The 25,233-nt window shown below is 66.3% G+C and carries 25 protein-coding genes; 17 read left to right on the forward strand and 8 right to left on the reverse strand.

Features of this window, described 5'->3' with window-relative positions; all coding sequences use genetic code 11:
- The coding region (locus GV832_RS19825) for a strawberry notch-like NTP hydrolase domain-containing protein (RefSeq protein WP_227754560.1) at window positions 1-2,743 on the reverse strand (2,743 nt) is incomplete at its 3' end.
- 222 nt (window positions 2,744-2,965) lie between these two features.
- On the opposite strand from GV832_RS19825, the gene GV832_RS19830 reads away from it, so the two are divergent.
- On the forward strand, window positions 2,966-3,262 hold the full coding sequence (locus GV832_RS19830) for a hypothetical protein (protein ID WP_168776042.1): 297 nt from the start codon (window positions 2,966-2,968) through the stop codon (window positions 3,260-3,262).
- A 581-nt stretch (window positions 3,263-3,843) separates the two neighbouring features.
- Here the strand turns inward: GV832_RS19830 and GV832_RS19835 are convergent.
- Window positions 3,844-4,833, reverse strand: coding sequence for a LacI family DNA-binding transcriptional regulator (locus GV832_RS19835; RefSeq protein ID WP_168776618.1), 990 nt, complete (start codon window positions 4,831-4,833; stop codon window positions 3,844-3,846).
- Between the two features lie 139 nt (window positions 4,834-4,972).
- On the opposite strand from GV832_RS19835, the gene GV832_RS19840 reads away from it, so the two are divergent.
- From GV832_RS19840 to GV832_RS19880, 9 genes are all read left to right on the forward strand, one after another.
- Complete coding sequence (locus GV832_RS19840) at window positions 4,973-5,977, forward strand: sterol desaturase family protein (RefSeq protein ID WP_168776619.1); 1,005 nt, start codon at window positions 4,973-4,975, stop codon at window positions 5,975-5,977.
- Window positions 5,978-6,068: 91 nt separating this feature from the next.
- Window positions 6,069-7,037 (forward strand): substrate-binding domain-containing protein, encoded by a 969-nt coding sequence (locus GV832_RS19845; RefSeq protein ID WP_168776620.1) that lies wholly within the window; start codon window positions 6,069-6,071, stop codon window positions 7,035-7,037.
- A 48-nt stretch (window positions 7,038-7,085) separates the two neighbouring features.
- On the forward strand, window positions 7,086-8,078 hold the full coding sequence (locus GV832_RS19850) for an ABC transporter permease (protein ID WP_168776621.1): 993 nt from the start codon (window positions 7,086-7,088) through the stop codon (window positions 8,076-8,078).
- A complete protein-coding gene (locus tag GV832_RS19855) occupies window positions 8,075-9,049 on the forward strand; it encodes an ABC transporter permease (RefSeq protein ID WP_168776622.1) in 975 nt (324 codons plus the stop codon). Before GV832_RS19850 ends, GV832_RS19855 begins: the two co-directional genes overlap by 4 nt.
- A gap of 8 nt (window positions 9,050-9,057) precedes the next feature.
- Window positions 9,058-9,837, forward strand: a complete 780-nt coding sequence (locus GV832_RS19860) for an ATP-binding cassette domain-containing protein (protein WP_168776623.1) — start codon at window positions 9,058-9,060, stop codon at window positions 9,835-9,837.
- 93 nt (window positions 9,838-9,930) lie between these two features.
- Complete coding sequence (locus tag GV832_RS19865; RefSeq protein WP_168776624.1) at window positions 9,931-10,929, forward strand: Gfo/Idh/MocA family protein; 999 nt, start codon at window positions 9,931-9,933, stop codon at window positions 10,927-10,929.
- Window positions 10,926-11,885, forward strand: coding sequence for a sugar phosphate isomerase/epimerase family protein (locus GV832_RS19870; protein ID WP_168776625.1), 960 nt, complete (start codon window positions 10,926-10,928; stop codon window positions 11,883-11,885). Before GV832_RS19865 ends, GV832_RS19870 begins: the two co-directional genes overlap by 4 nt.
- A 1-nt stretch (window position 11,886) precedes the next feature.
- Window positions 11,887-12,189, forward strand: coding sequence for a Rieske 2Fe-2S domain-containing protein (locus tag GV832_RS19875; RefSeq protein WP_168776626.1), 303 nt, complete (start codon window positions 11,887-11,889; stop codon window positions 12,187-12,189).
- Between the two features lies 1 nt (window position 12,190).
- Window positions 12,191-13,015, forward strand: coding sequence for a 3-methyl-2-oxobutanoate hydroxymethyltransferase (locus tag GV832_RS19880; RefSeq protein ID WP_168776627.1), 825 nt, complete (start codon window positions 12,191-12,193; stop codon window positions 13,013-13,015).
- Here GV832_RS19880 and GV832_RS19885 read toward each other — a convergent pair.
- Genes GV832_RS19885 through GV832_RS19900 form a run of 4 tightly spaced genes read right to left on the reverse strand, consistent with a single transcriptional unit; the run spans window position 12,940 to window position 16,350 of the window.
- On the reverse strand, window positions 12,940-14,151 hold the full coding sequence (locus tag GV832_RS19885; RefSeq protein WP_168776628.1) for a Gfo/Idh/MocA family protein: 1,212 nt from the start codon (window positions 14,149-14,151) through the stop codon (window positions 12,940-12,942). The genes GV832_RS19880 and GV832_RS19885 overlap by 76 nt on opposite strands.
- A 9-nt stretch (window positions 14,152-14,160) precedes the next feature.
- Window positions 14,161-14,949 carry a 3-methyl-2-oxobutanoate hydroxymethyltransferase gene (locus tag GV832_RS19890; RefSeq protein WP_168776629.1) on the reverse strand — a complete coding sequence of 263 codons (789 nt, stop codon included), beginning with the start codon at window positions 14,947-14,949 and terminating at the stop codon, window positions 14,161-14,163.
- Window positions 14,950-14,951: 2 nt separating this feature from the next.
- Window positions 14,952-15,260 (reverse strand): MocE family 2Fe-2S type ferredoxin, encoded by a 309-nt coding sequence (locus GV832_RS19895; RefSeq protein WP_168776630.1) that lies wholly within the window; start codon window positions 15,258-15,260, stop codon window positions 14,952-14,954.
- 4 nt (window positions 15,261-15,264) lie between these two features.
- Entirely contained in the window at window positions 15,265-16,350 is a 1,086-nt protein-coding gene (locus tag GV832_RS19900) for a fatty acid desaturase family protein (RefSeq protein WP_168776631.1), read from the reverse strand.
- Window positions 16,351-16,462: 112 nt separating this feature from the next.
- Here GV832_RS19900 and GV832_RS19905 point away from each other — a divergent pair, with 112 nt between their 5' ends.
- From GV832_RS19905 to GV832_RS19925, 5 genes are all read left to right on the forward strand, one after another.
- On the forward strand, window positions 16,463-17,518 hold the full coding sequence (locus tag GV832_RS19905; protein WP_227754562.1) for a LacI family DNA-binding transcriptional regulator: 1,056 nt from the start codon (window positions 16,463-16,465) through the stop codon (window positions 17,516-17,518).
- A 145-nt stretch (window positions 17,519-17,663) separates the two neighbouring features.
- The gene (locus GV832_RS19910) at window positions 17,664-18,467 is read left to right on the forward strand and encodes a TIM barrel protein (protein WP_168776632.1); all 804 of its coding nucleotides are present in this window, start codon (window positions 17,664-17,666) and stop codon (window positions 18,465-18,467) included.
- An 89-nt stretch (window positions 18,468-18,556) separates the two neighbouring features.
- Window positions 18,557-19,498, forward strand: a complete 942-nt coding sequence (locus GV832_RS19915) for a substrate-binding domain-containing protein (RefSeq protein WP_168776633.1) — start codon at window positions 18,557-18,559, stop codon at window positions 19,496-19,498.
- 81 nt (window positions 19,499-19,579) lie between these two features.
- Window positions 19,580-20,719 carry an ABC transporter permease gene (locus tag GV832_RS19920; RefSeq protein WP_168776634.1) on the forward strand — a complete coding sequence of 380 codons (1,140 nt, stop codon included), beginning with the start codon at window positions 19,580-19,582 and terminating at the stop codon, window positions 20,717-20,719.
- The gene (locus GV832_RS19925) at window positions 20,719-21,486 is read left to right on the forward strand and encodes an ATP-binding cassette domain-containing protein (protein ID WP_227754563.1); all 768 of its coding nucleotides are present in this window, start codon (window positions 20,719-20,721) and stop codon (window positions 21,484-21,486) included. Before GV832_RS19920 ends, GV832_RS19925 begins: the two co-directional genes overlap by 1 nt.
- 72 nt (window positions 21,487-21,558) lie before the next feature.
- On the opposite strand, the gene GV832_RS19930 is transcribed toward GV832_RS19925, so the two are convergent.
- Entirely contained in the window at window positions 21,559-22,458 is a 900-nt protein-coding gene (locus tag GV832_RS19930) for a LysR family transcriptional regulator (RefSeq protein WP_168776636.1), read from the reverse strand.
- A 91-nt stretch (window positions 22,459-22,549) separates the two neighbouring features.
- Between GV832_RS19930 and GV832_RS19935 the strand changes: the two genes are divergently transcribed.
- The gene (locus GV832_RS19935) at window positions 22,550-23,530 is read left to right on the forward strand and encodes an aldo/keto reductase (protein WP_168776637.1); all 981 of its coding nucleotides are present in this window, start codon (window positions 22,550-22,552) and stop codon (window positions 23,528-23,530) included.
- Window positions 23,527-24,699, forward strand: a complete 1,173-nt coding sequence (locus GV832_RS19940) for a multidrug effflux MFS transporter (RefSeq protein ID WP_168776638.1) — start codon at window positions 23,527-23,529, stop codon at window positions 24,697-24,699. Before GV832_RS19935 ends, GV832_RS19940 begins: the two co-directional genes overlap by 4 nt.
- Here GV832_RS19940 and GV832_RS19945 read toward each other — a convergent pair.
- Window positions 24,692-25,233: LysR substrate-binding domain-containing protein (locus GV832_RS19945; protein WP_265332533.1), on the reverse strand; the 542-nt coding region annotated here is incomplete at its 5' end. The two genes, GV832_RS19940 and GV832_RS19945, sit on opposite strands and share 8 nt — an antisense overlap.

Consider the following 25,233-nt stretch of genomic DNA (forward strand, 5'->3'; position numbering starts at 1 on the left):
GGAGATTGTCCAGGCACGCCTCCCTCGGCGTGATGTCGACGCGGACATCGCCCCAGTCCTCGGACGGGATCTCCGAGAGCCGCCGCTCCATCAGCGCCTCGCCGGTCGAGACGATCTGGATCACCGCCGCATGGCCTGCGGCAAGATCGGCCTCGATGGCGGCAATCAGCGTGGGTGTCTTCATCCCCGTCAGGAGATGGCCAAAGAAGCGCTGCTTGGCGGATTCAAACGCCGAGCGCGCTGCGGACTTCGCCTGCGCGTTCAGCGTGCCTGAAGAGCCGGTGATGTTGACGGCCGCCAGCGCTGCGGTCAGGTTGCGATGGACCACCCCGAACGCGGCCGCGTAGGCATCATAGATGCCGCGCTGCTCGGCGGTCAGCACATGCTCCAGCATCTCGTATTCGACGCCGTCATAGGAGAGCGAGCGGGCGGTATAGAGGCCAAGCGCCCGAAGGTCGCGGGCCAGCACCTCCATCGCCGCCACCCCACCTGCCTCGATGGCCTGGACGAACTCGCCCCGTGTCGCGAAGGGAAAGTCCTTTCCGCCCCAGAGGCCAAGCCTCTGCGCATAGGCGAGGTTGTGGACCGTCGTGGCCCCGGTGGCCGAGACATAGACCACCCGGGCATTGGGCAGCTTGTGCTGCAGGCGAAGGCCCGCCCTGCCCTGCTGCGAGGCCTCCGTGTCCCCCCGTTCGCCCTTACCGCGTGCAGCGTTGGCCATGGCATGGCTTTCGTCGAAGAGGATCACCCCGTCGAAATCAGCCCCCAGCCACGCGACGATCTGATCGACGCGCGAGGCTTTGCCTCCGCGCTCCTCGGAGCGGAGCGTCGCATAGGTGGTGAACAGGATCCCCTCGGAGAGCGGGATCACCCGGCCTTGGGCGAAGCGCGACAGGGGCGTGACCTGCAGCCGCTCCTGCCCCAGGGCCGCCCAGTCGCGCTGTGCATCCTCGAGGAGCTTGTCGCTCTTCGAGACCCAGAGCGCCTTGCGGCGACCTCGGCACCAGTTGTCGAGCAAGATCCCGGCCGACTGGCGGCCCTTGCCCGCCCCGGTGCCGTCGCCGAGGAAGAAGCCACGGCGGAACTGGACCGTGCCTGCCGCCCCCTCAGGTGCTGCGGAGACGAGGTCGCCGGTCTCATCCACGGTCCAGCTGCCTGCGAAATGCGTGCCATGGGCTTCGCCGGCGTAGATCACAGTCTCGAGTTGGGCGTCCGACAGCAGGCCGTCGCGCAGGACGACGGCGGGCAGGCGCGGGCGGTAGCTCGGCCGCGGCGGTGCGACCGAGGCCATGGCCGCGGACTGCACCAGCCTGGTCGGGTGCGGGGCCGCCCCGGGGATCGAGATCGACTGCAGCCGGAACGGCTCATAGATCGCGTCGGTCAGGTGGCTGGGGGTGGTAGCGGGGTCCGCGGTACCTACGGCTTGGGTCGGGATGCTGGCCGGGTCGGCAGTGCATAGAGCCTCCGAGGCATCGAGCGCAGTCTTAGCGCCGCCATCTGCATCGGTGCCACCGATGAGAGTGTAGACGAGCTCGAGGATCTCGGGCTCGGCGCTGCGGGCGTGACTCGGGGCCACATGGGCCGCGGACCGGCTCGAAGGTGCGGATCGTTTGCCGATCGGCGTGGGGGTCACGCGCGACGCCGACGCGGAGGCACTGGCGGAGCGGGAAGGAAGTCCCGGGAATGAGGGGCGGGTGGCGAGGGCAGTGTCCGACGCCAGGACGAGGCGCGGGGGAACTTCGGCGAGGATCCGCGAGAGGAGGTGTGCCACTTCCGGGGACCTCGGCTGCATGAGGTCGGCATTGATGCCGCCGAGCCCACCGCCGAGCGGCTTGTCGAAGACGGAAAGCCGGGTCTCGAAGCTCGTGCCGTGCTTGGCGAAGGCACGGCCTGCGACAGCGCCCGTAAAGACCAGCGTCGCCGTCTCGGTCAGACGGGCGAAGCTCTCGGACAAGGCGGGCGCGTCAGGGGAAAAGCCCGCGCCGGTGATGGCGACCAACCGACCGCCGGGAGCGAGGCGGGCGAGCGCGGAGCGCAGATGCCGCGCGGTCGCCTCGGTGCTCCGGCCCTCCACATGGGCCGTGGCCGAGAACGGCGGGTTCATCAGGATCACGCTCGGGCGCAGCCCAGTGTCGAGATGATCATCGATCTGTGCCGCGTCGAAGCGCGACAGAGGGACACCCGGGAAGAGGCACTGCAGAAGATCGGCACGGGTCTCCGCCAGTTCGTTCAGCGCGAGCCGGGCGCCACCAAATTCCGCAAGGATGGCAAGGAGGCCTGTACCCGCCGAAGGCTCGAGGACCAGGTCGCGGGGCGTGAGCTGTGCGGCCGTCAGGGCGGCGAGACCCAAGGGCAGAGGCGTCGAGAACTGCTGGAAGCGCTCCATCTCTTCGGACCGGCGCGTGTGCGTCGGCAGGAGGTCGGAGACTCGCGCCAGAATGGGCAAGAGGGCGGTAGGCGAACCGGCACGAGCAACGAGAGCACGGCCGAACTTCCGAAGGAACATGACCAGCGCCGCCTCGCAGGCCTCATAGGCCAGTTTCCAATCCCAGGCGCCCGAGGCGTCGGAGCCGCCAAAGGCGCGCTCCATCTCGGCGCGCAGAAGGCCCGTGTCGATCCGCTGCCCCGCAGCCAGCGCGGGCTGCAGAGCTTCTGCGACAGTAAGGATACTTGTGGCGGGGGAAGCAGGTGCGAGAGGCGCCGCAGGCGGCGGCGCCAGCACGGTAGGCAGGTGGAAGGTCATCAGGGTCTCCGGGATGAGGTCAGGATCACGCCTGGCCAGATCCCTCTCTCGGCATCCCTCCAGGCTCGCCCTGACCCAACACCGCTCTTCCTCTCGGGCCTGCCCTGGGCGCCTCAGCGGCAAGAGCAGCGCCAGATCGGCAAGGGGGGCAAGCCCCCTCACCTTGCATTTGTTCCGTTTTTGTTCTATATCTGAGAGCCTAGCCGAGAAGGGAGATTCCCGATGGAAGACACCGCCTTTGCCCTCCCCGCGACTGCGAAGCAGATCGCTTACGCCCGATCGCTCGCCCTGAAGAACCAGACCCTCCTCCCCTGGGAGGTCCAGCAAGACCGCCGCTCCCTCAGCGCCTGGATCGACGGTCAGGCCCGCCTGAAACCGGTCTCAGACCTCGACCGCCTGCCCTCCTCGAAGCAGGTCGCCTTCGCAGAGCGCCTCGCTCGGATCAAGCGACGCGCCGTCCCGGAGGAATGCTTCCGCGACAAGGGGCTCATGTCGAAGTGGATCGACGGGAACAGGTGAGCTACATGCCCCGAGCGTGCAGTTCTCTAATCACCGGGCCAAAACCCCCCGAAACCGCAATGGTTTTGTCATGGGTTTTTGTCCAGCCTGAGCCTTTGAACCATGGCAGGGCTGACGGGACACAAACGACCCTTTTCGGAAAAGGGTCGTATGCGGGTTTCTGTGGAACGGCGGATACAGCATCGCTCACTTGGGCGGAAGTGGGCGCCGAAAACGCCCGATGATCTGATGCACAGAGGATACAGGGCGGCCAAACGCGGCCTGCCTGAACGGCTGCTTCCAGGAACGCGGCGATCCACATTGCTGGGGCTTAGTCGGCAGCTAAGGGCCGGGAATGACGACCATGTGCGGATCGTTGCAAGGGGCGGAAAGCGGCCGGACAGCGCGAAAGCCTCCGCACCGGCACTTTGATCGGAGCGGCCATTCGATCTTGAAGCAACTGACCCTTACATCTCGCGGAGCATTCAACTCTCAGGGGAACGCGGCCCCAATCCCGGTGAAGAACTTCTGGGGCGATTGGACCAATCTCCATCATCGGGAAACTGGAGGCCACCAGCCCGCGGGAGGCCAAGACCCGCCGATCAGACGTTCTCCGGCGTGAAGAGGTCGAAGCCGATGATCCGCTTGGCGGGCGGGGCCTGCAGGGCGGTCAGGGCCTCGGCGGCCAGGCGCTGGATCGGATGGGCCATGACCAGCGAGAGGTCGTGGTCGATCAGCCCCATCCGGGTGTGGTCGGTGATCTCGTGGCCCACGGTGACGATGCCGCGCCGACCGGCGGCCTTCAGCGCCTCCAGCACGCCCACCATCCCGCCGCCCGAGACGTAAAGCGCGGTCAGATCGGGCTCGCGGCGCAAAAGCTCTTCGGTGACGTCGCGAGCGATGGATTTGTCCTCGAAGGTCTGCAGCGGTTCCAGGATCGTGAAGCCCGGCCCGTGTTCGCGGACATAAGAGCGGAAACCCTGCTCGTTCAGCTCCTGGCAGCGGTAGCGGTGGTTGCCCACCAGCATCCCCACCCGCCCCGGGTTGCGGCATAGCCCCGTGATGGCCCAGGCCGCCGTCCGCCCGACCCGCCAATTGTCCAGCCCGATATAGCCCGTGGGACAGGTGGAGGTCAGCTCGGAGATCAGCCCGAAACAGGGCACGCCGCGCGCGGACAGCGTCTCGATCGCATGGGAAATGCGCGCATGTTCGGCGCTGACCACGGCCAGGGCCTGGACGCTTTCGCCCATCTCCAGCATGCGCGCCGAGACCGCCTCGGGCGAGAGGTCGTCCATATGCTCGATCACCACCTCGACTTCTTGCGCCTGCTCGCGCAGCGCCTGGGCGATCAGGCGGTAGAAGGTCCGGTGCGATTGCTGCAAGAGGAACCCCAGGCGCGGCTTCGGCCGGTCGATCATCAGCCGGTCGCGCAGCGTCGGCAGGGCGTAGAAGTTCAAGGCCTCCGCCACCTCCAGCACCTTGGCCGCCGTCATGGGGCGCACCTTGGCGCGCCCGTTCAGGATGCGGTCGATGGTCGAGACGCTGACTCCGGCTTGATCTGCCAGGTCCTGGATCGTGGCACGGCGGGCCATGGCGGCTCCTTTGAAAGATTCCTTCATTTCTGCGCCGCAGAATTTGCAAGGAAAGAGGGGAAATGCAGCACGATCCATGAAAGCCCTAGGGCGGCCTCCATGTCAATGGTATGAAAATTCCACGAGACGGAGGATGGCAATGGACGATCTGAAATACGGCACGCGGGACAAGAGGGGCAATTGGGCGCCTTCCAAGCCGCTGGAGATCGCCCCCTTCTGGCGCGGGCAGTTCCGCAACCTGGGCCAATGGTTCCTGGGCTATCTCTGGCCGCACAACACGATCTTCATGGCGGTGACGCTGGCCTATTGGTATTTCGTCCTCCCCGATTGGGCGGTGATGCAGACCATCTCCTGGGACTGGGCCTTGAGGCTTTACGCGGTCAACGCGGGCGGGGTCTTCCTTCTGTATGGCGCGGTGGAATTTTTCTTCTATATCCGCCGCGTCCAGGGCACCCGGTTCAAATACAATGCGAAATTCCCCGCCGATCAGCGCTCCGACGTCTTCTGGTTCAAGAACCAGAACATCGACAATGCCTTGCGCACCTTCCTGGTCTCGATCCCGATCTGGACCCTGGTCGAGGTGGCCGTCCTTTGGGCCTTTGCCAATGGCTATTCCAACGCGGTCGACCCTGGGACCCATTGGCTGTGGCTGACGATCCTTCTGCTGCTGACGCCCGCCATCCACGAGGTGCATTTCTTCTGCATCCACTGGCTGATCCACCAGCAGCCGCTCTATCGCTGGATCCACTCGATCCACCACAATTCGATCAACCCCTCGCCCTGGTCCTCGATGTCGATGCATCCGGTGGAATCCACCGCCTTCTTCGGTGAGATGGCCTGGCACCTGCTTTTGCCCTCGGCCCCTTTCGTGGCGCTCTATCAGCTGACCTCGACGGCTTACGGCGCCATCGTCGGCCATATCGGCTTCGACAAGCTGGAGATGGGGGAGAACCTCGCCCCCGACAGCCATGCCTATACCCACTACCTGCACCACAAATACTTCGAGGTGAACTACGGCGGCGACGGGCTGATCCCCTTGGACAAGTGGTTCGGCACCTGGCACGACGGCACCAAGGAAGCCGACGAGCAGATGAAGGAGCGCTTCCGCCGCAAGAAGGAGCGCTTGGCCAAACAGGCGACCTGACCCCAGCGAAATCAGACCGACGGGCCGCGAGGAGGCGGCCCCCGGAGAAGTCATGCGCCGCAGCAAGCGGCCAAAACGGGAGGAGACCCATATGAAACTGACCAAACTTCTGGCGGCAACCGCCATCGTGACGCTCGGCGCGGGCGCGGCCTATGCCGAGGGCGCCAAGATCTTCGTCGTCGGCGGCAAGGCCGATGACCCCTTCTGGTCGATCGTCAAGCGCGGCGCCGAGGATGCGGCCAAGGTGGTCGAAGCCCAGGGCGGCTCTGTCACCTGGCTCGCCCCGCAGAACTACGACAACCTCGGCGTCGATGCGGCCGAACTGATCCGCCAGGCCATCGACCAGGGCGCCACGGCCGTCGTGGCCCCCGATTGGGTCCCCGAGGCGATGGACCCGGCCTTCCTTGCGGTCAAGGAAGCGGGCATCCCCTTCGTCGTCTATAACGCCGGGGGCATCGAGGCCGCCGACCGCCTGGGCGCGATGAACTATGTGGGCGCAGTCGATTACAAGGCGGGCGTCGCCGGGGGCGAATACCTCGGCAAGGCCGGCAATACCAATGGCGTCTGCATCAACTCGCTGCCCGGTGCCGCCAATATCGAGGATTACTGTGCCGGTTTCGCCGAAGGCATCACCGCCGCCGGTGGCAAGGCCGAGACCCTGCCGCTGCCCGCCACCGCCCAGGGCAATGTGACCGCCGTGGCCGAGGCGATCCGGGCCTATCTTCTGCAGCATCCCGATGTGACGGCGGTCTTCACCACGGCCAACCTCGATGCGGTGGGCGCGGTGCAGGGCATCGCCCAGGCGGGCATGGCCGACAAGGTCAAGCTTTGCGGCATCAACTTCGACGAGGCGATCCTGACCCAGATCGAGGCTGGCGCCCAGGCCTGCGCCATCGACCAGCAGGGCTATCAGCAGGGCTTCTACGCCGTCTCGATCCTGAATGGCTATGTGAACTACGGCCTCTCGATCCCCACGCGGGAGATCCTGACCGGCCCGGGCATCGTCGATGCGACCAATATCGCCTCGACCATGGCTGGCGCCAAGCAGGGCACGCGCTGAACCAAGGGGCCGCCCTTTGCCGGGCGGCCCATCTTTCCGGGGGGGCATATGTTCGCATCACTCTTGCGGCGACCGGAGGCCGGATCTTTCCTGGGCCTTGTCGTCGTCTATCTTTTCTTCGCGGCCCTGGGAGGCCCGGTCTTCCTCGGCGCGCCGGGCTGGTCAAGCTGGCTGAACATGGCGGCCGAAGTGGGCTTCATCGCCCTGCCCATCGGCCTGTTGATGATCGCCGGAGAGCTCGATATCTCGGTCGGCGCCATCCTGCCCGCCGCGAGCCTGACCACCGCCATCATCTCGGGCCATTACGACCTGCCCCTTTGGCTCGGCATCGCCGGGGGGCTTTCGGTGGGGCTTTTGGTGGGTTTCGTGAATGGCGTCTTGGTCACGCGGACCACGATCCCCTCGCTGATCCTGACCATCGGGACCATGTTCGGCGTCATGGGCTTGACGCTGGGCTTCACCATCCTGATCGCGGGCTCGACCGGGGTTTTCCTCGTGCCTGACCCGGTCTCGAAGGCGCTTTTGGGCAGCGCCTTGGGCGGCATGTTCAAGGTGGGCATCTTCTGGTGGCTGGGGTTTGTCGCCATCGTCGCCTATCTCTTGCACGTCCACCCCTGGGGCAACTGGGTCTTCGCCCTGGGCGGCGACCGCGAGAGCGCGCGCAACGCGGGCATCCCCACCGCGCGGCTGGTCATCCAAATGTATATGCTCTCGGGCTTTGCGGCGGCCTTCGTCGGCGTGGCCCAGGTCATCAGCTTTGGCAGCGCGCAGGTGGCGGCCGGCAGCTCCTTCATCTTCAACTCGATCATGTGCGTGGTGATCGGCGGGGTCCTTCTGACCGGAGGCGCGGGCTCGGTCCTTGGCATCGTTCTGGGCACGATCACCTTTGCCGTGGTCAACCAGGGGATCTTCTTCTCCGGCCTCGACCCCAATTTCGGCTCGATCATCATCGGCGCGCTCTTGCTGACCGCCGTCCTGACCAATGACCGCTTCCGCGCCCTGGCGGCAAGCTTCGTGAAGAAGAAAGGCCCCGCGCAATGAGCCGTTTCCTGCGCCGCCCCGAGGCGGGGGCCATCCTGTCGCTTCTGGCCGTCCTGGCGCTCTTTACCCTCGGCGGCGCCGATCTGGGCAACCTGCTCGGCGCCGCCTCCTGGGTCAATTTCGCGGCCAACCTGGGGATCGTGGCCATCCCGGTGGGCCTGTTGATGATCGCCGGAGAGATGGACATTTCCATCGGCGCGATGATCCCGGCGGGGTCGATGGCCGTGGCGGTGATCTCGGGCCATTACGGGCTGTCCATCTGGCTGGGCATGGCCGGAGCCCTGGGGATCGGCGTCGCCCTGGGCCTCGTGAATGGCATCCTGACGGTGCGGACCTCGGTGCCTTCGCTGATCATCACCCTGGGCACGCTGGTGGCCATGCAGGGGCTGATCCTGACAGGGGCCAAGGTGCTGACCGGCACGGCCAGCGTCGAGCTGCAATCGCCCGACTGGGCGCGGCAGGTCTTTGGCCAGCTGATCGGCGGCAGCCACCAGGTCATCATCCTGTGGTGGATCGGGCTTGCGGCGGTCTTCTGGTTCCTGCTGCATCAAAGCCGCTTCGGCAACTGGATCTATGCCATGGGCGGCGACAAGGTCTCGGCGCGCAACGCCGGGATCCCCGTGCAAGGCCTGACCATCGGGCTTTTCGTCCTCTCGGCCACCTCGGCCAGCTTTGTCGGCATGTGCCAGGCCATCCTCTTCAACTCGGCCCAGGTCTCGGGCGGGATGGGCTATATCTTCAACGCCATCGTGGCGGTGGTGGTGGGGGGCGTGCTTTTGACCGGAGGCTTCGGCTCGGTCCTGGGCATCGTCTTTGGCACCCTGACTTTCGCGGTCGTGGCCCAGGGCATCTACTTCACCCAGATCGACCGCAACTGGTCGAACCTGATCAACGGGGCGATGCTGCTGGTTGCGGTCGCCATGAACGAAGCCTTCCGCAAGCGGGCCATGGCGCCCCTGCGCCGCAAATGAGGTCGGCCATGTCCACCACACCCCCGGTTCTGGAATTGCGCAACATCGACAAAAGCTTCGGCCCGATCGACGTGCTGCATTCCATCTCTCTCAAGGTCCAGGCGGGCGAGGTCCTGTGCCTTCTGGGCGACAATGGCGCGGGCAAATCCACCCTGATCAAGACCCTGGCCGGGGTGCATCAGCCGACCTCGGGGCAGATCCTGATGGATGGGGAGGAGACGCGGTTTACCGGCCCCCGCGATGCCTCGGCGCGCGGGATTGCCACGGTGCACCAGTTCGGCGGCACCTTCCCCCTGATGTCGATCGGCCGCAGCTTTTTCGTGGGTGTCGAGCCCACCAAGGGCTGGGGCCCCTTCAAGCGCTTTGACCGCAAGCGCGCCAACGAGATCGCGGTCAAGGCCGTGCAGGACTTCGGCATCACCCGGATCGACGATGGCGACCGGCTGGTGGGCGGCCTGTCAGGGGGGGAGCGTCAGAGCCTCGCCATCGCCCGCGCCGTCCATTTCGGCGCCCGGGTCCTGATCCTGGACGAGCCCACGGCGGCCTTGGGCGTCAAGCAGGCGGCCCATGTGCTGCGCATCGTGAACGAGGCCAAGAGGCGCGGCCTGGCGGTGGTCTTCATCACCCATCAGGTCATGCATGCCATGGCGGTGGGCGATCATTTCGCGGTCCTGATCCGCGGCGCCATCGCCGCCGATTTCCGCAAGGGCGAGCGCAGCCGCGAAGAGATCACCGACCTGATGGCGGGCGGCGAGACCATGGCCGGGCTCGAAGCCCTCTCGCATTGACCTCCCCCGGCGGCCCCAGGCTCCACGGGGGCGGCCGAAACCCGGTCCGGGCAGGCTCCCTTCTGCCCGGACCACCCCAGGAAAGGACGAACCATGATACGACTGGCCGTGATCGGCGCAGGGCTGATGGGGGCGGATCACGCCCGGATCATCGCCGAAGAGCTTCCGGGGGCCGCCTTGCAGGTGGTCTGCGACCGTGACGCCACCCGCGCCAAGGCGGTGGCCGAGGCCTGGGGCACCGAGGCCGCCTCCGACCCCGAGGCGGTGATCGCGCGCAAGGATGTCGATGCGGTGATCGTGGCCTCGCCCGATTTCACCCATGCGCCCCTGTCGATGGCCTGTATCCGCGCGGGCAAGAAGGTGCTCTGCGAAAAGCCCCTGTCGCAATCGCCGCTGGAATGCCGCGACGTGATGGAGGCCGAGGAAAGCTCGGGCGGGCGGCAGGTCATGCTGGGCTTCATGCGCCGCTTCGACCAGGCCTATGTCGAGATGAAGGCCGCGCTGGACCAGGGGCGCCTGGGCCGCGCGCTGATGATGCACAACTTCCACCGCAATGTCGCAACGCCCGCTGCCGATTTCACCGGGGCCATGGCGATCACCAACTCGGCCCCGCATGAATTCGACGTGGTCCGCCATGTGCTGGGCTGCGAATACACCGCGATTTCCGCCTTCCAGCCCCGTCGCTCGGATGCGCTGGTGGCCCCGGTGGTCATGGTGCTGGAGACCTCTTCGGGGCAGCTCGTGAATATCGAGATCAACAACAACGCGGCCTATGGCTATGACGTCCGGGCCGAGCTGGTGGGCGAGGCGGGCTCGATCGCCATGAACCAACTGGCCTATACTTCCGCCGATCACGCCATGGCCCAGGCCCGGGCCTATGAGGCCGATTGGCGCGGCCGCTATGCCGAGGCCTATCGCCGCCAGAACCGCGCTTTCCTGTCCTTCGTCGCGACCGGGGTCTTCCCGGCGTCCGGCTCCTCCTCCTGGGACGGCTATGCCGCCGCCGTCGTGGCCGAGGCGGGCGTGCGCGCGCTCAAGACCGGCCAGCGCCAGCCCATCACCATGATTGCCAAACCGGAGTTCTACAAATGAAGCTGGGTTTCGTCTCTGACAGCCTGGGCGGGATGCCTTTTGACCAGATGCTGGACCAGGCCCAGCGGCTTGGCGTCTCGGGCGTCGAGGTCAATACCTGCGGCTGGTCCACCGCGCCGCATTGCGACCTTCCGGGTCTCCTGGCCTCGGCCGAGGCGCGGGCGGCTTTCCTGCGCGCCTTTGCCGAGAGGGGCCTTGAGATCATCGCGCTGAATGCCAATGGCAATCCGCTGCATCCGACCGACCCCGCCCAAGGACAGGGCCTGCGCGACACGATCCGCCTTGCGGGGCTTTTGGGGGTCAAGACGGTCTGCACCATGTCGGGCCTGCCTGCGGGCTCGTCCAGCGACACGATGCCCAATTGGGTGGTGTCAAGCTGGCCGCCCGAGACGCAGAGCATCCTGCGTTACCAGTGGGAGGAGAAGCTCCTGCCCTTCTGGACCGAGATCGCAGCCCTGGCCCGCACCCATGGCGTCGAAAAGATCGCCTTGGAGCTGCATGGCAACCAATGCGTCTATAACGTGCCCTCGCTCCTGAAGCTCCGCGCCGCCATCGGCCCGGTGATCGGCGCCAACCTGGACCCCAGCCACCTCTTCTGGATGGGCGCCGATCCCCTCGTCGCGGCCGAGACGCTTGGCCCCGCGCTTGCCCATGTCCATGCCAAGGACACGCTGTTGAACGCCCCCGTCCAGGCCACCACCAGCCTTCTCGAGAACGGCTCGCTGATGGATATCCCGGCCCGCTCCTGGTCCTATATCACCCTCGGTTTCGGCCATGGCGAGACCTGGTGGCGGCAGTTCTGCTACCGGCTCAAGATGGCGGGCTATGACGGCTGGCTCTCCATCGAACACGAGGATGTCATGCTGAACTCGCTGGAGGGGCTCGAGAAATCCGTGGCGCTTTTGAAAGGCGTCATGCCCCGGGCCCCGGCCGATTACAAACCGCAGGAGATCTGAGATGTGGCTTGACACCGGCCCCGCCGACCTTGCCCCCGAAGAGGGTCGCCGCTTCGACCAGGGCGCGCGCACCTTCGCCATCTTCCGCAACCACGAAGACGGCTATTTCGCCACCGACGGGCTTTGCACCCATGAGGATGTCCATCTCTGCGACGGTCTGGTCGTCGAGAACACCGTGGAATGTCCCAAGCACTCCTCGATCTTCAACCTTCAGACCGGCGAGGTCGAAACGCCCCCCGCCTGCAACAACCTGCGCACCTATCCCGCCAAGGTCGAGGCCGGGCGCATCTGGATCGAGGTTTAAGATGGGACTTTACCACAACCGCCCGCATGTCCAGGACATCCGCCGCATGAAGGCGCGGGGCGAGAAGATCTCGATGCTTTTCGTCACCACGCCCGACGAAGCCGCAGCCGCGGCCGCCGCCGGCATCCACATGCTCTCGATCGAGGGCCGTTTCTTCGACGCCACGATGCGCGAGGCGGCTGGCGATTGCTTCGTCCAGGTGGGCCTGCCCTATGGCGGCTGGGGCTCCTTCAACGGCAGGCCCTTGGCCACGGCCGAGGACTATCTGCGCGCGGCCTTCCACTATGCGGGGATTGGCGGCGACGCCTATTACTGCGCGGCCTCTTACGACATCCAGAAGACCCTGGCCGACAACCACATCCCCGTCGTGGGCCATATCGGGCTGATCCCGTCTTACATCAGCTGGACGGGCTGGCGGGCCGTGGGCAAGGCGGCCGACGAGGCATTGGCGCTCTGGCGGCACACCCAAAAGCTTGAGGAAATCGGCGTCTTTGCCGCCGAGCTGGAAGTCGTGCCCGACCGGATCGCGGCATTCCTGGCGCAGAACTCCAGCCTGGTGATGCTGGGCATGGGGGCGGGGCCGCATGCCGATGCGCAATACCTCTTTACCGAGGATGTCTGCGGCTATGGGCTGAACCACAAGCCGCGCCATGGCAAGGTCTATCGCAACCTCGGCCCCGAACTCGCGCGGCTGCAAGAAGCGCGGATCGAGGCCTTCCGCGCCTTCAAGGCCGATGTCGACGGCGGCACCTATCCCGCGCCCGAACATGTCGTGCCGGTCAAGGACGAGGAATACGAGGCCTTCCTGAAAGCCGCGCAGGGCTGAGGGTTCGGGGCCCAGACCTCGCCCAGTCGCACCCTTCGGCCTTCGCGGGCCGAGAGGGCGATGGCGTGGATTGCCTTTTCGATTTCGAGCCCCGCCGTGAAGTCGAGGGGCGCGCGGCCCCCGTCGCGGATGGCGCGCAGAAGTCCCGCCGCCTCGATCACCTTCAGGTCGTTGAACCCCAGCTGATGACCCGGCGCCGGGCAGAAGGCGCCATAGGGGGCATGCTCGGGCGAGGTCAGGATGGTCACAAACCCCGCCTTCGCCCGGTCTCCCCGGTTCTGGTACAGCTGCAACTCGTTCATCCGCTCTTGGTCATAGATCACCATGCCCTCGGTGCCATGGACCTCGAAGCCCAGCCGCGATTTCCGCCCCCAGGCGCTGCGCGAGGCGGTGAAGGTGCCCTTCACGCCGCTGGCAAAGGTCAAAAGCGCCGAGGCGCAGTCTTCGTTTTCCACCTCCGCCCGGCCCGAGCCATCGGGCAGGGGACGGGTCTTGTGGATCGTCTCCATCTCTCCCACCACCGAGTCCAGCGGCCCGGCCAGCCCCGTCAGCAAGGAGATCAGGTGGCAGCCGATATCGCCCAGGGCGCCCAGCCCCGCATCCTGGACCTTGGCGCGCCGGGACCAGGGGAGATCCGGATCGGCCTGGTAATCCTCATCGACCCAGCCGCGCACCTGGACGACGCGGCCAATCTCTCCGCCGGCCACAAGGCGGCAGGCATGGATGAAGGCGGGATTGGCGGTGTAGTTGTAGCCAAGCTGGGTCACGAGGCCCCTGGCCCGCGCCGCCTCCACCATGGAGCGCGCATCCTCCAGCGTCAGCGCCATGGGCTTTTCGCACCAGACATGCTTTCCGGCGGCGAGGCAGGCCTCCGCCATCTCGCGGTGCAGCCCGTTGGGCGTGGTGATCGAGACAAGCTGCACCCTTGGGTCGGTCAGCACGGCGCGCCAATCGGCCGTGGCCGCCTCGAAGCCGAATTGCGCGGCCATGGCCTCGGCCTTCGCCTCGGGCGTATCGACCAGGGTCACCAGCCGAACCCCGGGCAGATCGCCCATCACCGCCCGCACGTTGCGATAGGCCAGCGCATGAGCCTTGCCCATGAAGCCCGTGCCGATCAGGGCTGCACCAATCTCCATCGTCCCCCCCTATTGCCCATCCAGCCAGTCCCGGAACTGCTCCACGACCTGCGCCTCGCAATCGACCAGGTATTGCGGAGCCGGGTAATCGCCCTCGTGGACATCGCGGACAAAGCGGCCCATGGCCTCCACCCGCAGGGCCTGAAGCCGGTCGAGTTCGCTGGCGAAATCGGCATAGCGCTTGGCATGACGCGGGACCTTGCCGCGGTTCTGGCCCAGAACGTCATCAGTGAACAGGTATTGCGCATGGCCCGCAGCCCCCGCGCCCATCGAGATCAGGAAGAGCCCGGTCTTCTCGGCAATGGCCTGGGTGATGGAATGGGGCACGACCTCGATCTCGACGGCGAAGGCGCCGGCCTCTTCCAGCGCCTTCACCTGGCGCCAGACCAGCTGCGCCATGTCCAGCGTCTTGCCCACGGCCTTGAAGCCCCCCGTCCAGGTGCGCTTCGACGGGATCAGCCCCACATGGCCGCAGACCGGGATGCCGTGGTCGGCCAGTTCCCGCACGGTGCGCAGGCTGCCCGAGCAATAGACCCCATCGGCCCCCGCCTTATAGAGCGGCATGGCCCAGCGGAGGAAATCCTCCGTCCCGCCGATCTCGTAGAAATTGTCCCCGGGGAAGGCGAAGCAGTCGGGCGCCGCCTCGCGGAAGCGGCGGTCGTGGATCATGGCGGGCGGTATGGAGAGAAGTTCCACCCCGGCCTTGGCGGCAGCCTCGGCCTCCTCCAGCGTTTCGACCCGCAGCATGGCGAATTGATGCTTGCCGCGTGCGTCCAGAAGGTCCTTGACGGTCAGCATGGTCAGACCTCGATCCAGACGCGGTCACCCTCGACCTTCACGGGGAAGGTCTTGAGGTTGACGCAGGCGGGCAGCCGCTTGGCCTCTCCGGTGCGATAGTCGAACTGGCCGTTGTGCTTGGGACATTCGACGACGTAATCCATCACCAGCCCGCCCGAGAGATGCACATCCTCATGCGTGCATTTCCCGGCGGTCGCATAGAACTTGCTATCCACCCCATGGTAGATCGCATAGGTCGCGCCGCCGTGGTCGAAGCGGATCAGGTCCTCGGCGTCGATGTCTTCGGTGGCGCAGGCGTCAATCCAGGGCATGGGGTCACTCCGCTGCGGGCATCATGCCCGGGACATATTGGTGGAAATCTTCGCGGTAAGGCTTGGCCGTGGCGGGCAGGTCGCGCTTGAGGAAATAATCCTCATGGGCCAGCTGGCGCTTGATCGCGGGCCACATCTCGCGAAAGCCTTCCGCGATAGACCGGTTCGGCGCGGGCAGGTCGTCCTTGATGATCTCATGCAGGCGCGGCAGGGCGTGATAGGGCACCATCGGGAACATGTGGTGTTCGACGTGGTAATTCATGTTCCAATAGATGAAACGGCTGATGGGATTCATCAGGACGGTGCGCGAGTTCAGCCGGTGGTCGATGACATTGTCGGCCAAGCCGCCATGCTGCAGAAGGCCCGTCATCACGTGATGCCAGGCGCCGTAGAGGCGCGGCAGGCCCACGATCATCAGGGGCAGGATCGACTGGGTCGCGACGGCCAGGGCGAGGGTCGCCAGATAGATGCACAGGTGAACCTGCGCCACGCGCTGGACCTTGGGCCATTCGGCCTGGGGCACGAAGGTCCGCTCGGCCGCGGTGGGGCCGGTCAGCGCGTTCTGCACCAGGTTCGGGATGAACTTCAGCACATCCAGGATGCCCGCGAAGTTCAGGATCAGCTTGGCCATCTCGGTCGGGCGCATGATGGCGATCTCGGGGTCGCGGCCGACGAAATAGGTCTCGGAGTGGTGGCGGGCATGGCTCCAGCGCCAGGTGGCGGAGTTGCGCATGATCATGAACGAGGCGATCTGATAGACCAGATCGTTCATCCAGGGGGTGCGAAAGGCCGTGCCGTGGCTGCATTCATGCCAACGCGAGTCGGAGGCGCTGCCGTAAAGCACGCCGTAGGCCAGCCAGAAGGGCGCCGACCACCACGAGGGCCAGAGCGCGATGCCCAAGGCCGCGAAGAGCACCATCAGCCCGTAAAGCAGCACCGTGTCACGGATGGCCGGGCCATCGCTGCGCGTCATCAGCTCTTTCATCACCTTGCGCGGCACCTCCGAGTGATACCACTCCGCCGCCGTCAGCCCGCTTTCCACCGCGCGCTTGGCGTCCGGCCCGAACAGGCTGTAATCGCGTTTTCCCATCTGATCCTCCCAAGGCAGGGTTGCGACAGGAATAGAACGTGAATTCCATTTTAGGCCAGTGGGCGCTCTGGACATTTCGTCATTTTTCGTCAGAAATGGACCCAAGGTGACGATGAAACGTCAAGGGGATGTGATGGCACGGCGGGCGGGACTGGTGGAATTGGCCGAGGCGGCGGGGGTTTCGCTCTCGACGGTGGATCGCTGCCTGAACGGGCGCGAGCAGGTCTCGGCCACGGCCCGGGCGCGGATCCTTGCAGCGGCGGTGCGGCTGGGCCATCCGGCGGCCTTGCGCCTGGGGGTCTCGACGCCCGCGACCTTGCCCGAGGTGCGATTCGGCGTCGTCCTGCACAAGCAGGGGCAGGAGTTCTACAAGGCCTTCGCCGACGAGCTGAAGCGGGCGGTGGCCCAGCTTCAGGGGGTGCGCGGGCGGCTGGTGCTGGAATTCGCGGCCAGCCAGGCGCCCTCCGAGATGGCGGGGATGCTGCGCTCGATGGCCGGGCGCTGCGATGTGCTGGCGGCGACGGCGGTCAACCATCCCGAGGTGACTTCGGCCGTCGAATACCTGAAGTCTCAGAATTTGCGGGTGTTTTCGCTGCTCTCCGACTTCGGCCAGGGGTTGAGGGCGGGCTATCTGGGGCTGAACAACCTGAAGGTGGGGCGGACCGCGGGCTGGATCACCTCGCTGGCGGCAAAGGGGCCGGGCAAGGTGCTGCTCTATGTCGGCGGCCACCGCTTTCACGGCCACGAACTGCGCGAGACCGGCTTTCGCAGCTATTTGCGCGAGATGGCGCCGCAGATCGAGGTCCTGGAGACCGTGGTTAACCTGGAGACAAGGGCGCTGACCTATGAAACCACCCTCGCCGCGCTGAACCGCCATGCCGACCTGCGCGGCGTCTTCGTCACGGGCGGCGGGATGGAGGGCGCCATCGCCGCCCTGCGCGGCGCCCGCGCGCCGGGTGAGGTCGTGCTTTGCGTCTCGGAACTGACCCCTGATTCCCGGGCGGGCCTGGTCGAGGGCCTGGTGACCATGGTCACCGCCACCCCTTTGGAGAAGCTCTGCAGCGAGCTCTTCCAGCACATGGTGACGACGGTGCAGCAAGAGGGGCAAGTGCCTGACATCGGACAGATTTTCCTGGCACCGAACCTGCATTTCCCCGAGTCGATCTGACGCAGGCCTGACGAAAAAACATCAAAATCTGACGCTTTCGGCGGGGCGATCTTCAGCCTGACGGCATAATCCGGTTGATCCGCACCAATTCTGGAATATCAATTCCATTCACCGGGTTTGGGAGAGCCCGTGTCTGGAGACCCACATGACCCAATTTGCGCTGAACCACATGACCGTGGCCCGGCTGAGCTTTGCCCAAACCCTGGACCTCGCCGCCGATCTCGGCATGGTCGGGATCGAGCTTCGCAACGACCTGCCCCAGGCGCTTTTCGACGGGATGGAGCCCGCGAAGGCGGGCGACCTCATCCGGGCGAAGGGCCTGCGCCTCCTGGCCCTGGCCGAGGTGAAGCGCTTCAACGACTGGTCTTCGGACAAGGCCGCCGAGGCGCTGGTCCTGATGAAGATCGCCAAGGCCGCAGGCGCCGAGGCCGTGAGCCTGATCCCGCGCAACGACAACCTTGCCATGGGCGAGGGGGAACGCACCTCTGCATTGAAGGCCGCGCTGACGGGCCTGAAGCCGATGCTGGAGGACCATGGCCTGATCGGCATGGTCGAGCCCCTGGGCTTTCCCGTCTGCGCCCTGCGTAACAAGGCCTGGGCGGTGGAGGGTATCGAGGCCGTGGGCGCCAAGGGCCGCTTCAAGCTGGTGCATGACACTTTCCACCACACGCTCGCCCATGGCGGCCCGATCTACCCTGAACACACGGGCATCGTTCACATTTCCGGCGTCGAGGACCCCGCGCCCCAGGTCGAGGAGATGCAGGACGCCCACCGCGTCCTCGTGGGGCCGCAGGACCTGCTCGGCAACCTGGAGCAGCTGAAGGCGCTCAAGGCCGCAGGCTGGGTTGGCCCCGTCAGCTACGAGGCCTTCGCGCCCCAGACCCATGATTTGACCGACCCCAAGGCCGCCCTGCGCGCCTCGATGGACTTCATCGCCGCCGGGCTTTGACCCAGGCGTGAACAGGGGACCCCAAGGAGAGAGGGGGTCCCAAACCGGCACAATCACGGATGAACCGGCATCCACAAAGGGAGAGAACCATGAAGAAATCCTTTCTGATCGCGGGCTTCGCCGCCCTGATGTCGACCTCGGCCATGGCCGACGGCATCGGCGTCTCGATGGCGCTGTTCGACGACAACTTCCTGACCGTGCTGCGCAATGGCATCCAGGCCCAGGCCGATGCGGGCGGGCTGAAGGTCCAGATCGAGGACGCACAGAACGACGTGGCCAAGCAGCTGGACCAGATCAACAATTTCATCGCGGGCGGCGTCTCGGCGATCATCGTCAACCCGGTCGATACCTCGGCCACCCAGGCCATGACCGATGCCGCTGCCGCCGCTGGCGTGCCGCTGGTCTATGTGAACCGCCAGCCGATCAACGTCGACACGCTGCCCGACAACCAGGCCTTCGTGGCCTCGAACGAAGTGGAATCCGGCACGCTGGAGACCATCGCGCTCTGCGACAACTGGGCGGCCGAGGGCAAGACCGAGGTCAATGTCTATGTCATGCAGGGCGAGCTGTCGAACCAGGCGGCTGTGCAGCGCACGCAAGACATCTATGACGTGATCGAGGCCGGCAAGTGCAAGGTCAAGGTCAACGTGATCGACCAGCAGACCGCCAACTGGAGCCGCGACCAGGCCCAGACGCTGATGACCAACTGGCTCTCGGCCGGGACCGCCTTCGACGGCGTCATCGCCAACAACGACGAAATGGCCATCGGCGCCATCCAGGCGATGAAGGCGGCGGGGATCGACATGAAGACCGTCCAGGTCGGCGGCGTCGATGCGACGCAGGACGCGCTGGCGGCCATGGCGGCGGGCGACCTCGACGTCACCGTCTTCCAGAACGCGGCGGCTCAAGGCTCGGGCGCGCTGGAGGCGGCCACCAAGCTTGCCGCCGGTGAGGCCGTGGACCAGAAGGTCTATGTCCCCTTCGAACTGGTGACCCCGGCCAATCTGGCGGACTACATGGCCAAGAACTGATCCGACCAGATCGCGGGGGCGCCATCGTCCCCCTTTGCCCGGCGGAACCGCCGGGCTTTCGCGCAAAAAGGGAGGGGAGAGATGTCGCAACCCACAACAGGGTCACAACCCACGGGCCAGGCCCATGGCCTCGGCGGCCTGAAGTATGACCCGGCCAAGCGGACCCGGGCGCCCGAATGGAACGTGGCGCTGGCCCTCGTCATCATGGTGGCGATCTTCGAGATCCTGAACCGCCTGAACGGGGGCTCATTCCTGTTCAACATGCGCGACAATGTCGATGCGATCTTCAACCAGCAGCGCATCGACATCATGCTCTTGCAGGTGGCCATCGTGGGCATCATCTCGCTGGGGGTGACGCAGGTCATCATCGTCGGCGGCATCGACCTGTCGTCCGGCTCGGTCGTGGGCGCCACGGCCATGGTGACGATGAGCTTCGCCCAGACGGCCCTGGTGAACGGCAACCCCAATCCCAAGGCGGTTTTCGGGCCGGAGTGGATGGACCTGCCCGTCCTCATCCCCATCGTGGTGGGGCTGGCCGTGGGGCTTTTTGCCGGCCTGATCAACGGTCTGCTCGTCGCCTATACCAAGATCCCGCCCTTCATCGCCACCTTGGGCATGATGGTGACCGCCCGCGGCGCCTCGCGCTGGTGGTCGAATGGCAACCCGATTTCGTTTCCGACCGAGAGCTACGGCCAACTCTCCAACGGCGACCTCCTGGGGACGCTGACCTTCGGCCTTGTGCATTGGCAGGGGCAGAACCCGGCCTTGGTCTTTCTTTTCCTGGCCGTGCTTTTTCACCTCATCCTGAACCACACGCTTTACGGCAAATGGACCTATGCGATCGGCTCGAACGAGGCCGCCGCGCGGATGTCGGGCATCAATGTCGACCGCCACAAGGTGCTGGTCTATGCCATCGCGGGGCTTTTGGCCGGGGTCTCGGCGGTGCTTTTGACCTCCAAGAACCTGACGGCCCAGGCGGGGATGGGGGTCATGTACGAGCTTGACGCCATCGCCATGGCGGTCATCGGGGGGATCTCGCTCTCGGGCGGGCGGGGTTCGATCCTGGGGACGGTGCTGGGGGCTGCGATCTTCTCGGTGATCATCTCGGGCTTCACCTCGATCCAGCTGGACGCCTATTACCAGGAGATGGTCAAGGGCGCGATCATCGTGGGCGCGGTCATCCTGGACCAGGCCCGGCAACGCAAGCGCATGAGGGCGTGATGAGCGATATTATCCTGGAAACCCGGGGTCTGACCAAGCGTTACGGCGGCGTCCATGCGCTGGAGGATGCCAATTTCATCCTGCGCAAGGGCGAGCATGTGGCCGTCGTCGGCGACAACGGCGCGGGGAAATCGACCTTCGTGCGGCAGGTCACGGCGGTGGAGCAGAAATCCGCCGGGCAGATCTTCTTTGACGGGCGCGAGGTGAATTTCGCAGGTCCGCTCGAGGCGCGGGAGGGCGGCATCGAGACGGTCTTCCAGACGCTCGCCCTGGCGGACGACCTTGACGTGCCCTCGAACCTCTTCCTCGGGCGCGAGCTTTTCAAGTTCAAGTTCGGGCCGTTTTCCTGGCTGGACAAAAAGGCGATGCGCGACCGCACGCTGGAGGCCCTGAAGACCACGGCGGTCAAGATCCCCAATGTCGACAACCCGATCCGCAACATGAGCGGAGGCCAGCGGCAATGCGTGTCCATCGCGCGGACGGCGGCCTTTGCGTCAAAACTGGTGATCATGGACGAACCGACCGCCGCCCTGGGCGTGCAGGAAACCGCGCAGGTCGAGAACATCATCCGGGGGCTCAAGGAGCGGGGGATCCCGATGATCCTGATCTCTCACAACCTGCGCCAGGTCTTCGACCTGGTGGACCGCATCGTCGTCTTCCGCCGGGGCCGCATCGTCGCCTCCTTGCGCAAGGAGGAGACCGACGGCAACGACGTCGTGGCCTATATCACCGGCATCAAGGGTCCTGCGGACAACGTCGCCGCGTGACCCCGGGGGGCCTCCCATCCCCGAAAGAGACCGGTCCTGGCAGGGGCCGGTCTTCTTTTTGCCTTTGGTGGCCTATCTCGGCCCCTTCCAGCGCAGGTGGTCGATGACCAGTTGCAGCGCCGGAGAGATCTGGCGGCGGCTGGGGTAATAGAGGTGATAGCCCGCGAAGACCGGACTCCAATCCTCCAGTGCGCGGGCAAGGCGGCCCTCGGCCACCAGGGCGTCGGTGCGGTCCTCGGGCAAAAGCGCCAGGCCGTGGCCATCCAGCGCCGCCGCCAGGCACAGGGCCGAACTGTTGAAGGTCAGCGCGCCCGTGACGCGGACATTCAGCGCCTGGCCCTCCCTCGCGAATTCCCAGACGTAAAGATCGCCCCGGGTGTCGAGCCGCAGGTTGATGCAGGCATGGCCCACCAGGTCGCGGGGATGCAAGGGCTTCCCCGCCCGGGCAAAGTAGTCTGGGGAGCCCACCACCGTCATCCGCATGTCCGGCCCGATGCGGACTGCGATCATGTCCTGGTCGATGCTTTCCCCCAGCCTGACGCCCGCATCATGGCGGTCGGTCACGATGTCGGAAAAGCGCTGCTCGACGGTCAGTTCCAGCTCGAGGTCGGGATACTTCGCGACAAGGGGCGAGAGGCGGGGCCAAAGCGCCGTCTCGGCCGCATGGGACGGGCAGTTGATCCGCACCAGGCCCGAAGGCCCCTCGCGGAAAGAGGAAAGCGCCGCGACCTGGGCGTCGATCTCGGTGAAGGCGGGGGAGAGGCCCTGGGCCAGGCGCTCTCCGGCCAGCGTGGGCGCAACCTTGCGCGTGGTGCGGTTGAGAAGCCTGACCCCCAGCGCCTCCTCCAGCCGCCGCACCGCCAGGCTGACCGCCGATTGCGAGGTGCCCAGCCGCGCCGCCGCCTGGGTGAAGCCCTTGGCCTCGACGACCGCCAGGAAGACCGCGAGATCGGGCAGGGTCTCGCGCTTCATTGATGAGGATCCAAGATCAAACCTATCATGATTGCGCAGGTTATCAGATGAACCAGACCCGGTATAGTGGCGGGAAAGCAGGAGAGCCGCCATGCAGATGCGCAAGTTCGGACAGGGGTTCCAGGTGTCGTGCCTCGCCCTTGGGGCCATGGGATACGGCACGCTGACCGACCGCGCGGGGCTCATCGCCACGCTGCGGGGCGCGGTCGAGCGCGGCGTCACCTTGATCGACACGGCCGAGGTCTATGGCCCCTGGGTCAACGAGGAGCTGGTGGGCGAGGCGCTGGCGCCGCTGAAGGGCCAAGTCCAGATCGCCACGAAATTCGGCTGGGACATCGACCAGCAGACCGGGGCACATCGCGGCGGGCTCAACAGCCGTCCCGCGCAGATCCGCGCTTCGGTCGAGGGGTCCTTGCGGCGGCTGCGCATCGACTGCATCGACCTTCTGTACCAGCATCGCGTCGACCCCGAGGTCCCGATGGAAGATGTGGCGGGCACCGTGCGAGAGTTGATCACGGCGGGCAAGGTGCGCCACTTCGGCCTCTCCGAGGCCGGGGCGGCATCCATCGCCCGCGCCCATGCCGAGCAGCCGGTGACGGCGCTGCAGTCGGAATACTCGCTCTGGACCCGCGAGCCCGAAGCGGAAATCCTGCCGCTGGTCGAAGGCCTTGGCATCGGGCTGATCACCTATAGCCCGCTTGGAAAGGGCTTTCTGACCGGCAAGATCGACCCCTCGCAATCCTTCGAGCCCAAGGACATCCGCGCCCGCACGCCCCGGTTTACCTCTGACGCCCGCGCGGCCAACCTCGCCCTGATCGAGGGGCTGAAGGCGATCGGCGCCCGCCTTGGCGCCTCCCCCGCGCAACTGGCCTTGGCCTGGCTTTTGGCGAAGAAGCCCTACATCGTGCCCCTCTTCGGCACGCGCTCGCTGCCTCGGCTGGAGGAGAACCTTGGCGCGGCCAGCCTCGCTCTGCCAGAGGAAGACTTCGCCGCCATTGACGCGCTGTCGCAGGCCTTCCCGGTGGAGGGCGCGCGTTATCCCGAGGATATCATGGCTTATTCCGGACGATGAGCAATATCCGCACCCTCGGCACCCTGGCGGTTCTGCTGGGCTTTGCCTCGATCTCGACCGACCTTTTCCTGCCCGCCTTGCCCACGATGGCAGAGGCCCTTGGCGCGGGTCCCGGGCAGATGGAGCTGGTCGTCTCGACCTATCTCGCGGGCTTCGGCTTCGGGCAACTGCTTTGGGGCCCGATCAGCGACCGCTTCGGGCGGCGCGGGCCGATCCTGCTGGGGGTGGCGGTCTTTGCCCTTGGCTCCGCCGGCTGCGCGCTGGCCACCGCGCCCTGGCAGATCATCCTGTGGCGGATCGTCCAGGCGCTTGGCGCCAGCGCGGGCGTGGCGCTGGCCCGGGCCATGATCCGCGATCTTTACGAGCGCGACCGGGCGGCGAAGATCCTCTCCGGCCTGATGACCGTCATGGCGGTGGCCCCCTTGGTCGGGCCGAGCCTTGGCGCGGCGATCCTGAAGGTCGCGCCCTGGCAGGCGATCTTCTGGCTGCTGGTGGGTTTCGGCCTCGCCACCCTGGTCGCCGTCATGGCCCTGCCCGAGAGCCTCGCCCCCGACAAGCGCACGAAAGGCGCTCTGTCGGGTGCCTTCCGCGACTATGCGCTGCACCTGACCAACCGAGGGCTGATGACGCGGGCCGGGGCACTGGGGTTCTATTACCTCGGCGTCTTTGCCGGGATCGCCGGGGCGCCCTTCGCCTATATCACGCATCACGGGCTCTCGCCGCAGGCCTACGCCCTGGTCTTTGGGTCCGGCATCGTCGGGCTGATGGCGGCGAATATGCTCAACGCCAGGCTGGTGACGACCTTGGGCGCCGAGCGGATGCTGCGGATCGGCACCTTGGGAGCCGCCGTGACCGGCCTGGCCTTCGCCGCTGTGACGGCCACCGATTGGCAGGGGGTGGCGGGGCTGGTGGCCGTCAACCTGGGCTTCACCGCGATGAATGGGCTGATCGCGGCCAATGCGGTGGCGGGGGCGCTCGCCTCGGTCAAGCACGCGGCGGGCAGCGCCTCGGCCGTCGTGGGGGCGCTGCAATACGGTGGAGGCATGGCGGGCGCGGCCCTCGTGGCCGCCCTGGCCGATGGCACGCCCTGGCCCATGGGCCTGGTCGTGGCGCTTGGCGGCTGCGGCAGCCTCCTCTGCGCCTGGGCCGCCGGGCGGCAGGTCACCTGAACCGCAGCAGGTCCACGAGGGCGGCCAGCGCCGAGGAGGGCGCCGCGCGGTTGGGGTAGTAGAGGTGATAGCCGGGGAAGCTTGGGCACCAGTCCTCCAGCACCGAGGTCAGGCGGCCCTCGGCGACATGGGGGCGGATGAGGTCGGCGGGCAGCCAGGCGAGGCCCATGCCGTCCAAGGCCGCCGCCAGCCCGAGGTGCAGGCTGTTGTTCACGAAGCTGGGCGTGACCCGGACATTGACCACGCGGCCCTCCTTCTCGAACTCCCAGGGCGCGATGTTGCCCAGGCGCGGCAGGCGCAGCGCGATGCAGCGGTGGGCGTGCAGGTCGGCGGGGGTCTGGGGCGTCCCATGGGCCTCGACGTAACCCGGGGCGCCCACGACCGCCATCCGCAGGGGCGGCGAGATGGCCACCGCGATCATGTCCTGCGCCAGGTGCTCGCCGATGCGGATGCCTGCGTCGAAGCGCTCGGCCACGATGTCGGTCAGGCCATAATCGACCGAGACCTCGACCGTCACCAGAGGATGCGCCGCCA

This window comes from Stagnihabitans tardus, from assembly GCF_009925085.1.
Lineage (GTDB): Bacteria > Pseudomonadota > Alphaproteobacteria > Rhodobacterales > Rhodobacteraceae > Stagnihabitans > Stagnihabitans tardus.

What these genes read in the sequence shown, in the direction of transcription:
- GV832_RS19830 (WP_168776042.1), top strand. Translation starts at nt 2,966, where the DNA reads ATGGAAGACACCGCCTTTGCCCTCCCCGCGACTGCGAAGCAGATCGCT.
- GV832_RS19835 (WP_168776618.1), bottom strand. Translation starts at nt 4,833, where the DNA reads ATGGCCCGCCGTGCCACGATCCAGGACCTGGCAGATCAAGCCGGAGTC.
- GV832_RS19840 (WP_168776619.1), top strand. Translation starts at nt 4,973, where the DNA reads ATGGACGATCTGAAATACGGCACGCGGGACAAGAGGGGCAATTGGGCG.
- GV832_RS19845 (WP_168776620.1), top strand. Translation starts at nt 6,069, where the DNA reads ATGAAACTGACCAAACTTCTGGCGGCAACCGCCATCGTGACGCTCGGC.
- GV832_RS19850 (WP_168776621.1), top strand. Translation starts at nt 7,086, where the DNA reads ATGTTCGCATCACTCTTGCGGCGACCGGAGGCCGGATCTTTCCTGGGC.
- GV832_RS19855 (WP_168776622.1), top strand. Translation starts at nt 8,075, where the DNA reads ATGAGCCGTTTCCTGCGCCGCCCCGAGGCGGGGGCCATCCTGTCGCTT.
- GV832_RS19860 (WP_168776623.1), top strand. Translation starts at nt 9,058, where the DNA reads ATGTCCACCACACCCCCGGTTCTGGAATTGCGCAACATCGACAAAAGC.
- GV832_RS19865 (WP_168776624.1), top strand. Translation starts at nt 9,931, where the DNA reads ATGATACGACTGGCCGTGATCGGCGCAGGGCTGATGGGGGCGGATCAC.
- GV832_RS19870 (WP_168776625.1), top strand. Translation starts at nt 10,926, where the DNA reads ATGAAGCTGGGTTTCGTCTCTGACAGCCTGGGCGGGATGCCTTTTGAC.
- GV832_RS19875 (WP_168776626.1), top strand. Translation starts at nt 11,887, where the DNA reads ATGTGGCTTGACACCGGCCCCGCCGACCTTGCCCCCGAAGAGGGTCGC.
- GV832_RS19880 (WP_168776627.1), top strand. Translation starts at nt 12,191, where the DNA reads ATGGGACTTTACCACAACCGCCCGCATGTCCAGGACATCCGCCGCATG.
- GV832_RS19885 (WP_168776628.1), bottom strand. Translation starts at nt 14,151, where the DNA reads ATGGAGATTGGTGCAGCCCTGATCGGCACGGGCTTCATGGGCAAGGCT.
- GV832_RS19890 (WP_168776629.1), bottom strand. Translation starts at nt 14,949, where the DNA reads ATGCTGACCGTCAAGGACCTTCTGGACGCACGCGGCAAGCATCAATTC.
- GV832_RS19895 (WP_168776630.1), bottom strand. Translation starts at nt 15,260, where the DNA reads ATGCCCTGGATTGACGCCTGCGCCACCGAAGACATCGACGCCGAGGAC.
- GV832_RS19900 (WP_168776631.1), bottom strand. Translation starts at nt 16,350, where the DNA reads ATGGGAAAACGCGATTACAGCCTGTTCGGGCCGGACGCCAAGCGCGCG.
- GV832_RS19905 (WP_227754562.1), top strand. Translation starts at nt 16,463, where the DNA reads ATGAAACGTCAAGGGGATGTGATGGCACGGCGGGCGGGACTGGTGGAA.
- GV832_RS19910 (WP_168776632.1), top strand. Translation starts at nt 17,664, where the DNA reads ATGACCCAATTTGCGCTGAACCACATGACCGTGGCCCGGCTGAGCTTT.
- GV832_RS19915 (WP_168776633.1), top strand. Translation starts at nt 18,557, where the DNA reads ATGAAGAAATCCTTTCTGATCGCGGGCTTCGCCGCCCTGATGTCGACC.
- GV832_RS19920 (WP_168776634.1), top strand. Translation starts at nt 19,580, where the DNA reads ATGTCGCAACCCACAACAGGGTCACAACCCACGGGCCAGGCCCATGGC.
- GV832_RS19925 (WP_227754563.1), top strand. Translation starts at nt 20,719, where the DNA reads ATGAGCGATATTATCCTGGAAACCCGGGGTCTGACCAAGCGTTACGGC.
- GV832_RS19930 (WP_168776636.1), bottom strand. Translation starts at nt 22,458, where the DNA reads ATGAAGCGCGAGACCCTGCCCGATCTCGCGGTCTTCCTGGCGGTCGTC.
- GV832_RS19935 (WP_168776637.1), top strand. Translation starts at nt 22,550, where the DNA reads ATGCAGATGCGCAAGTTCGGACAGGGGTTCCAGGTGTCGTGCCTCGCC.
- GV832_RS19940 (WP_168776638.1), top strand. Translation starts at nt 23,527, where the DNA reads ATGAGCAATATCCGCACCCTCGGCACCCTGGCGGTTCTGCTGGGCTTT.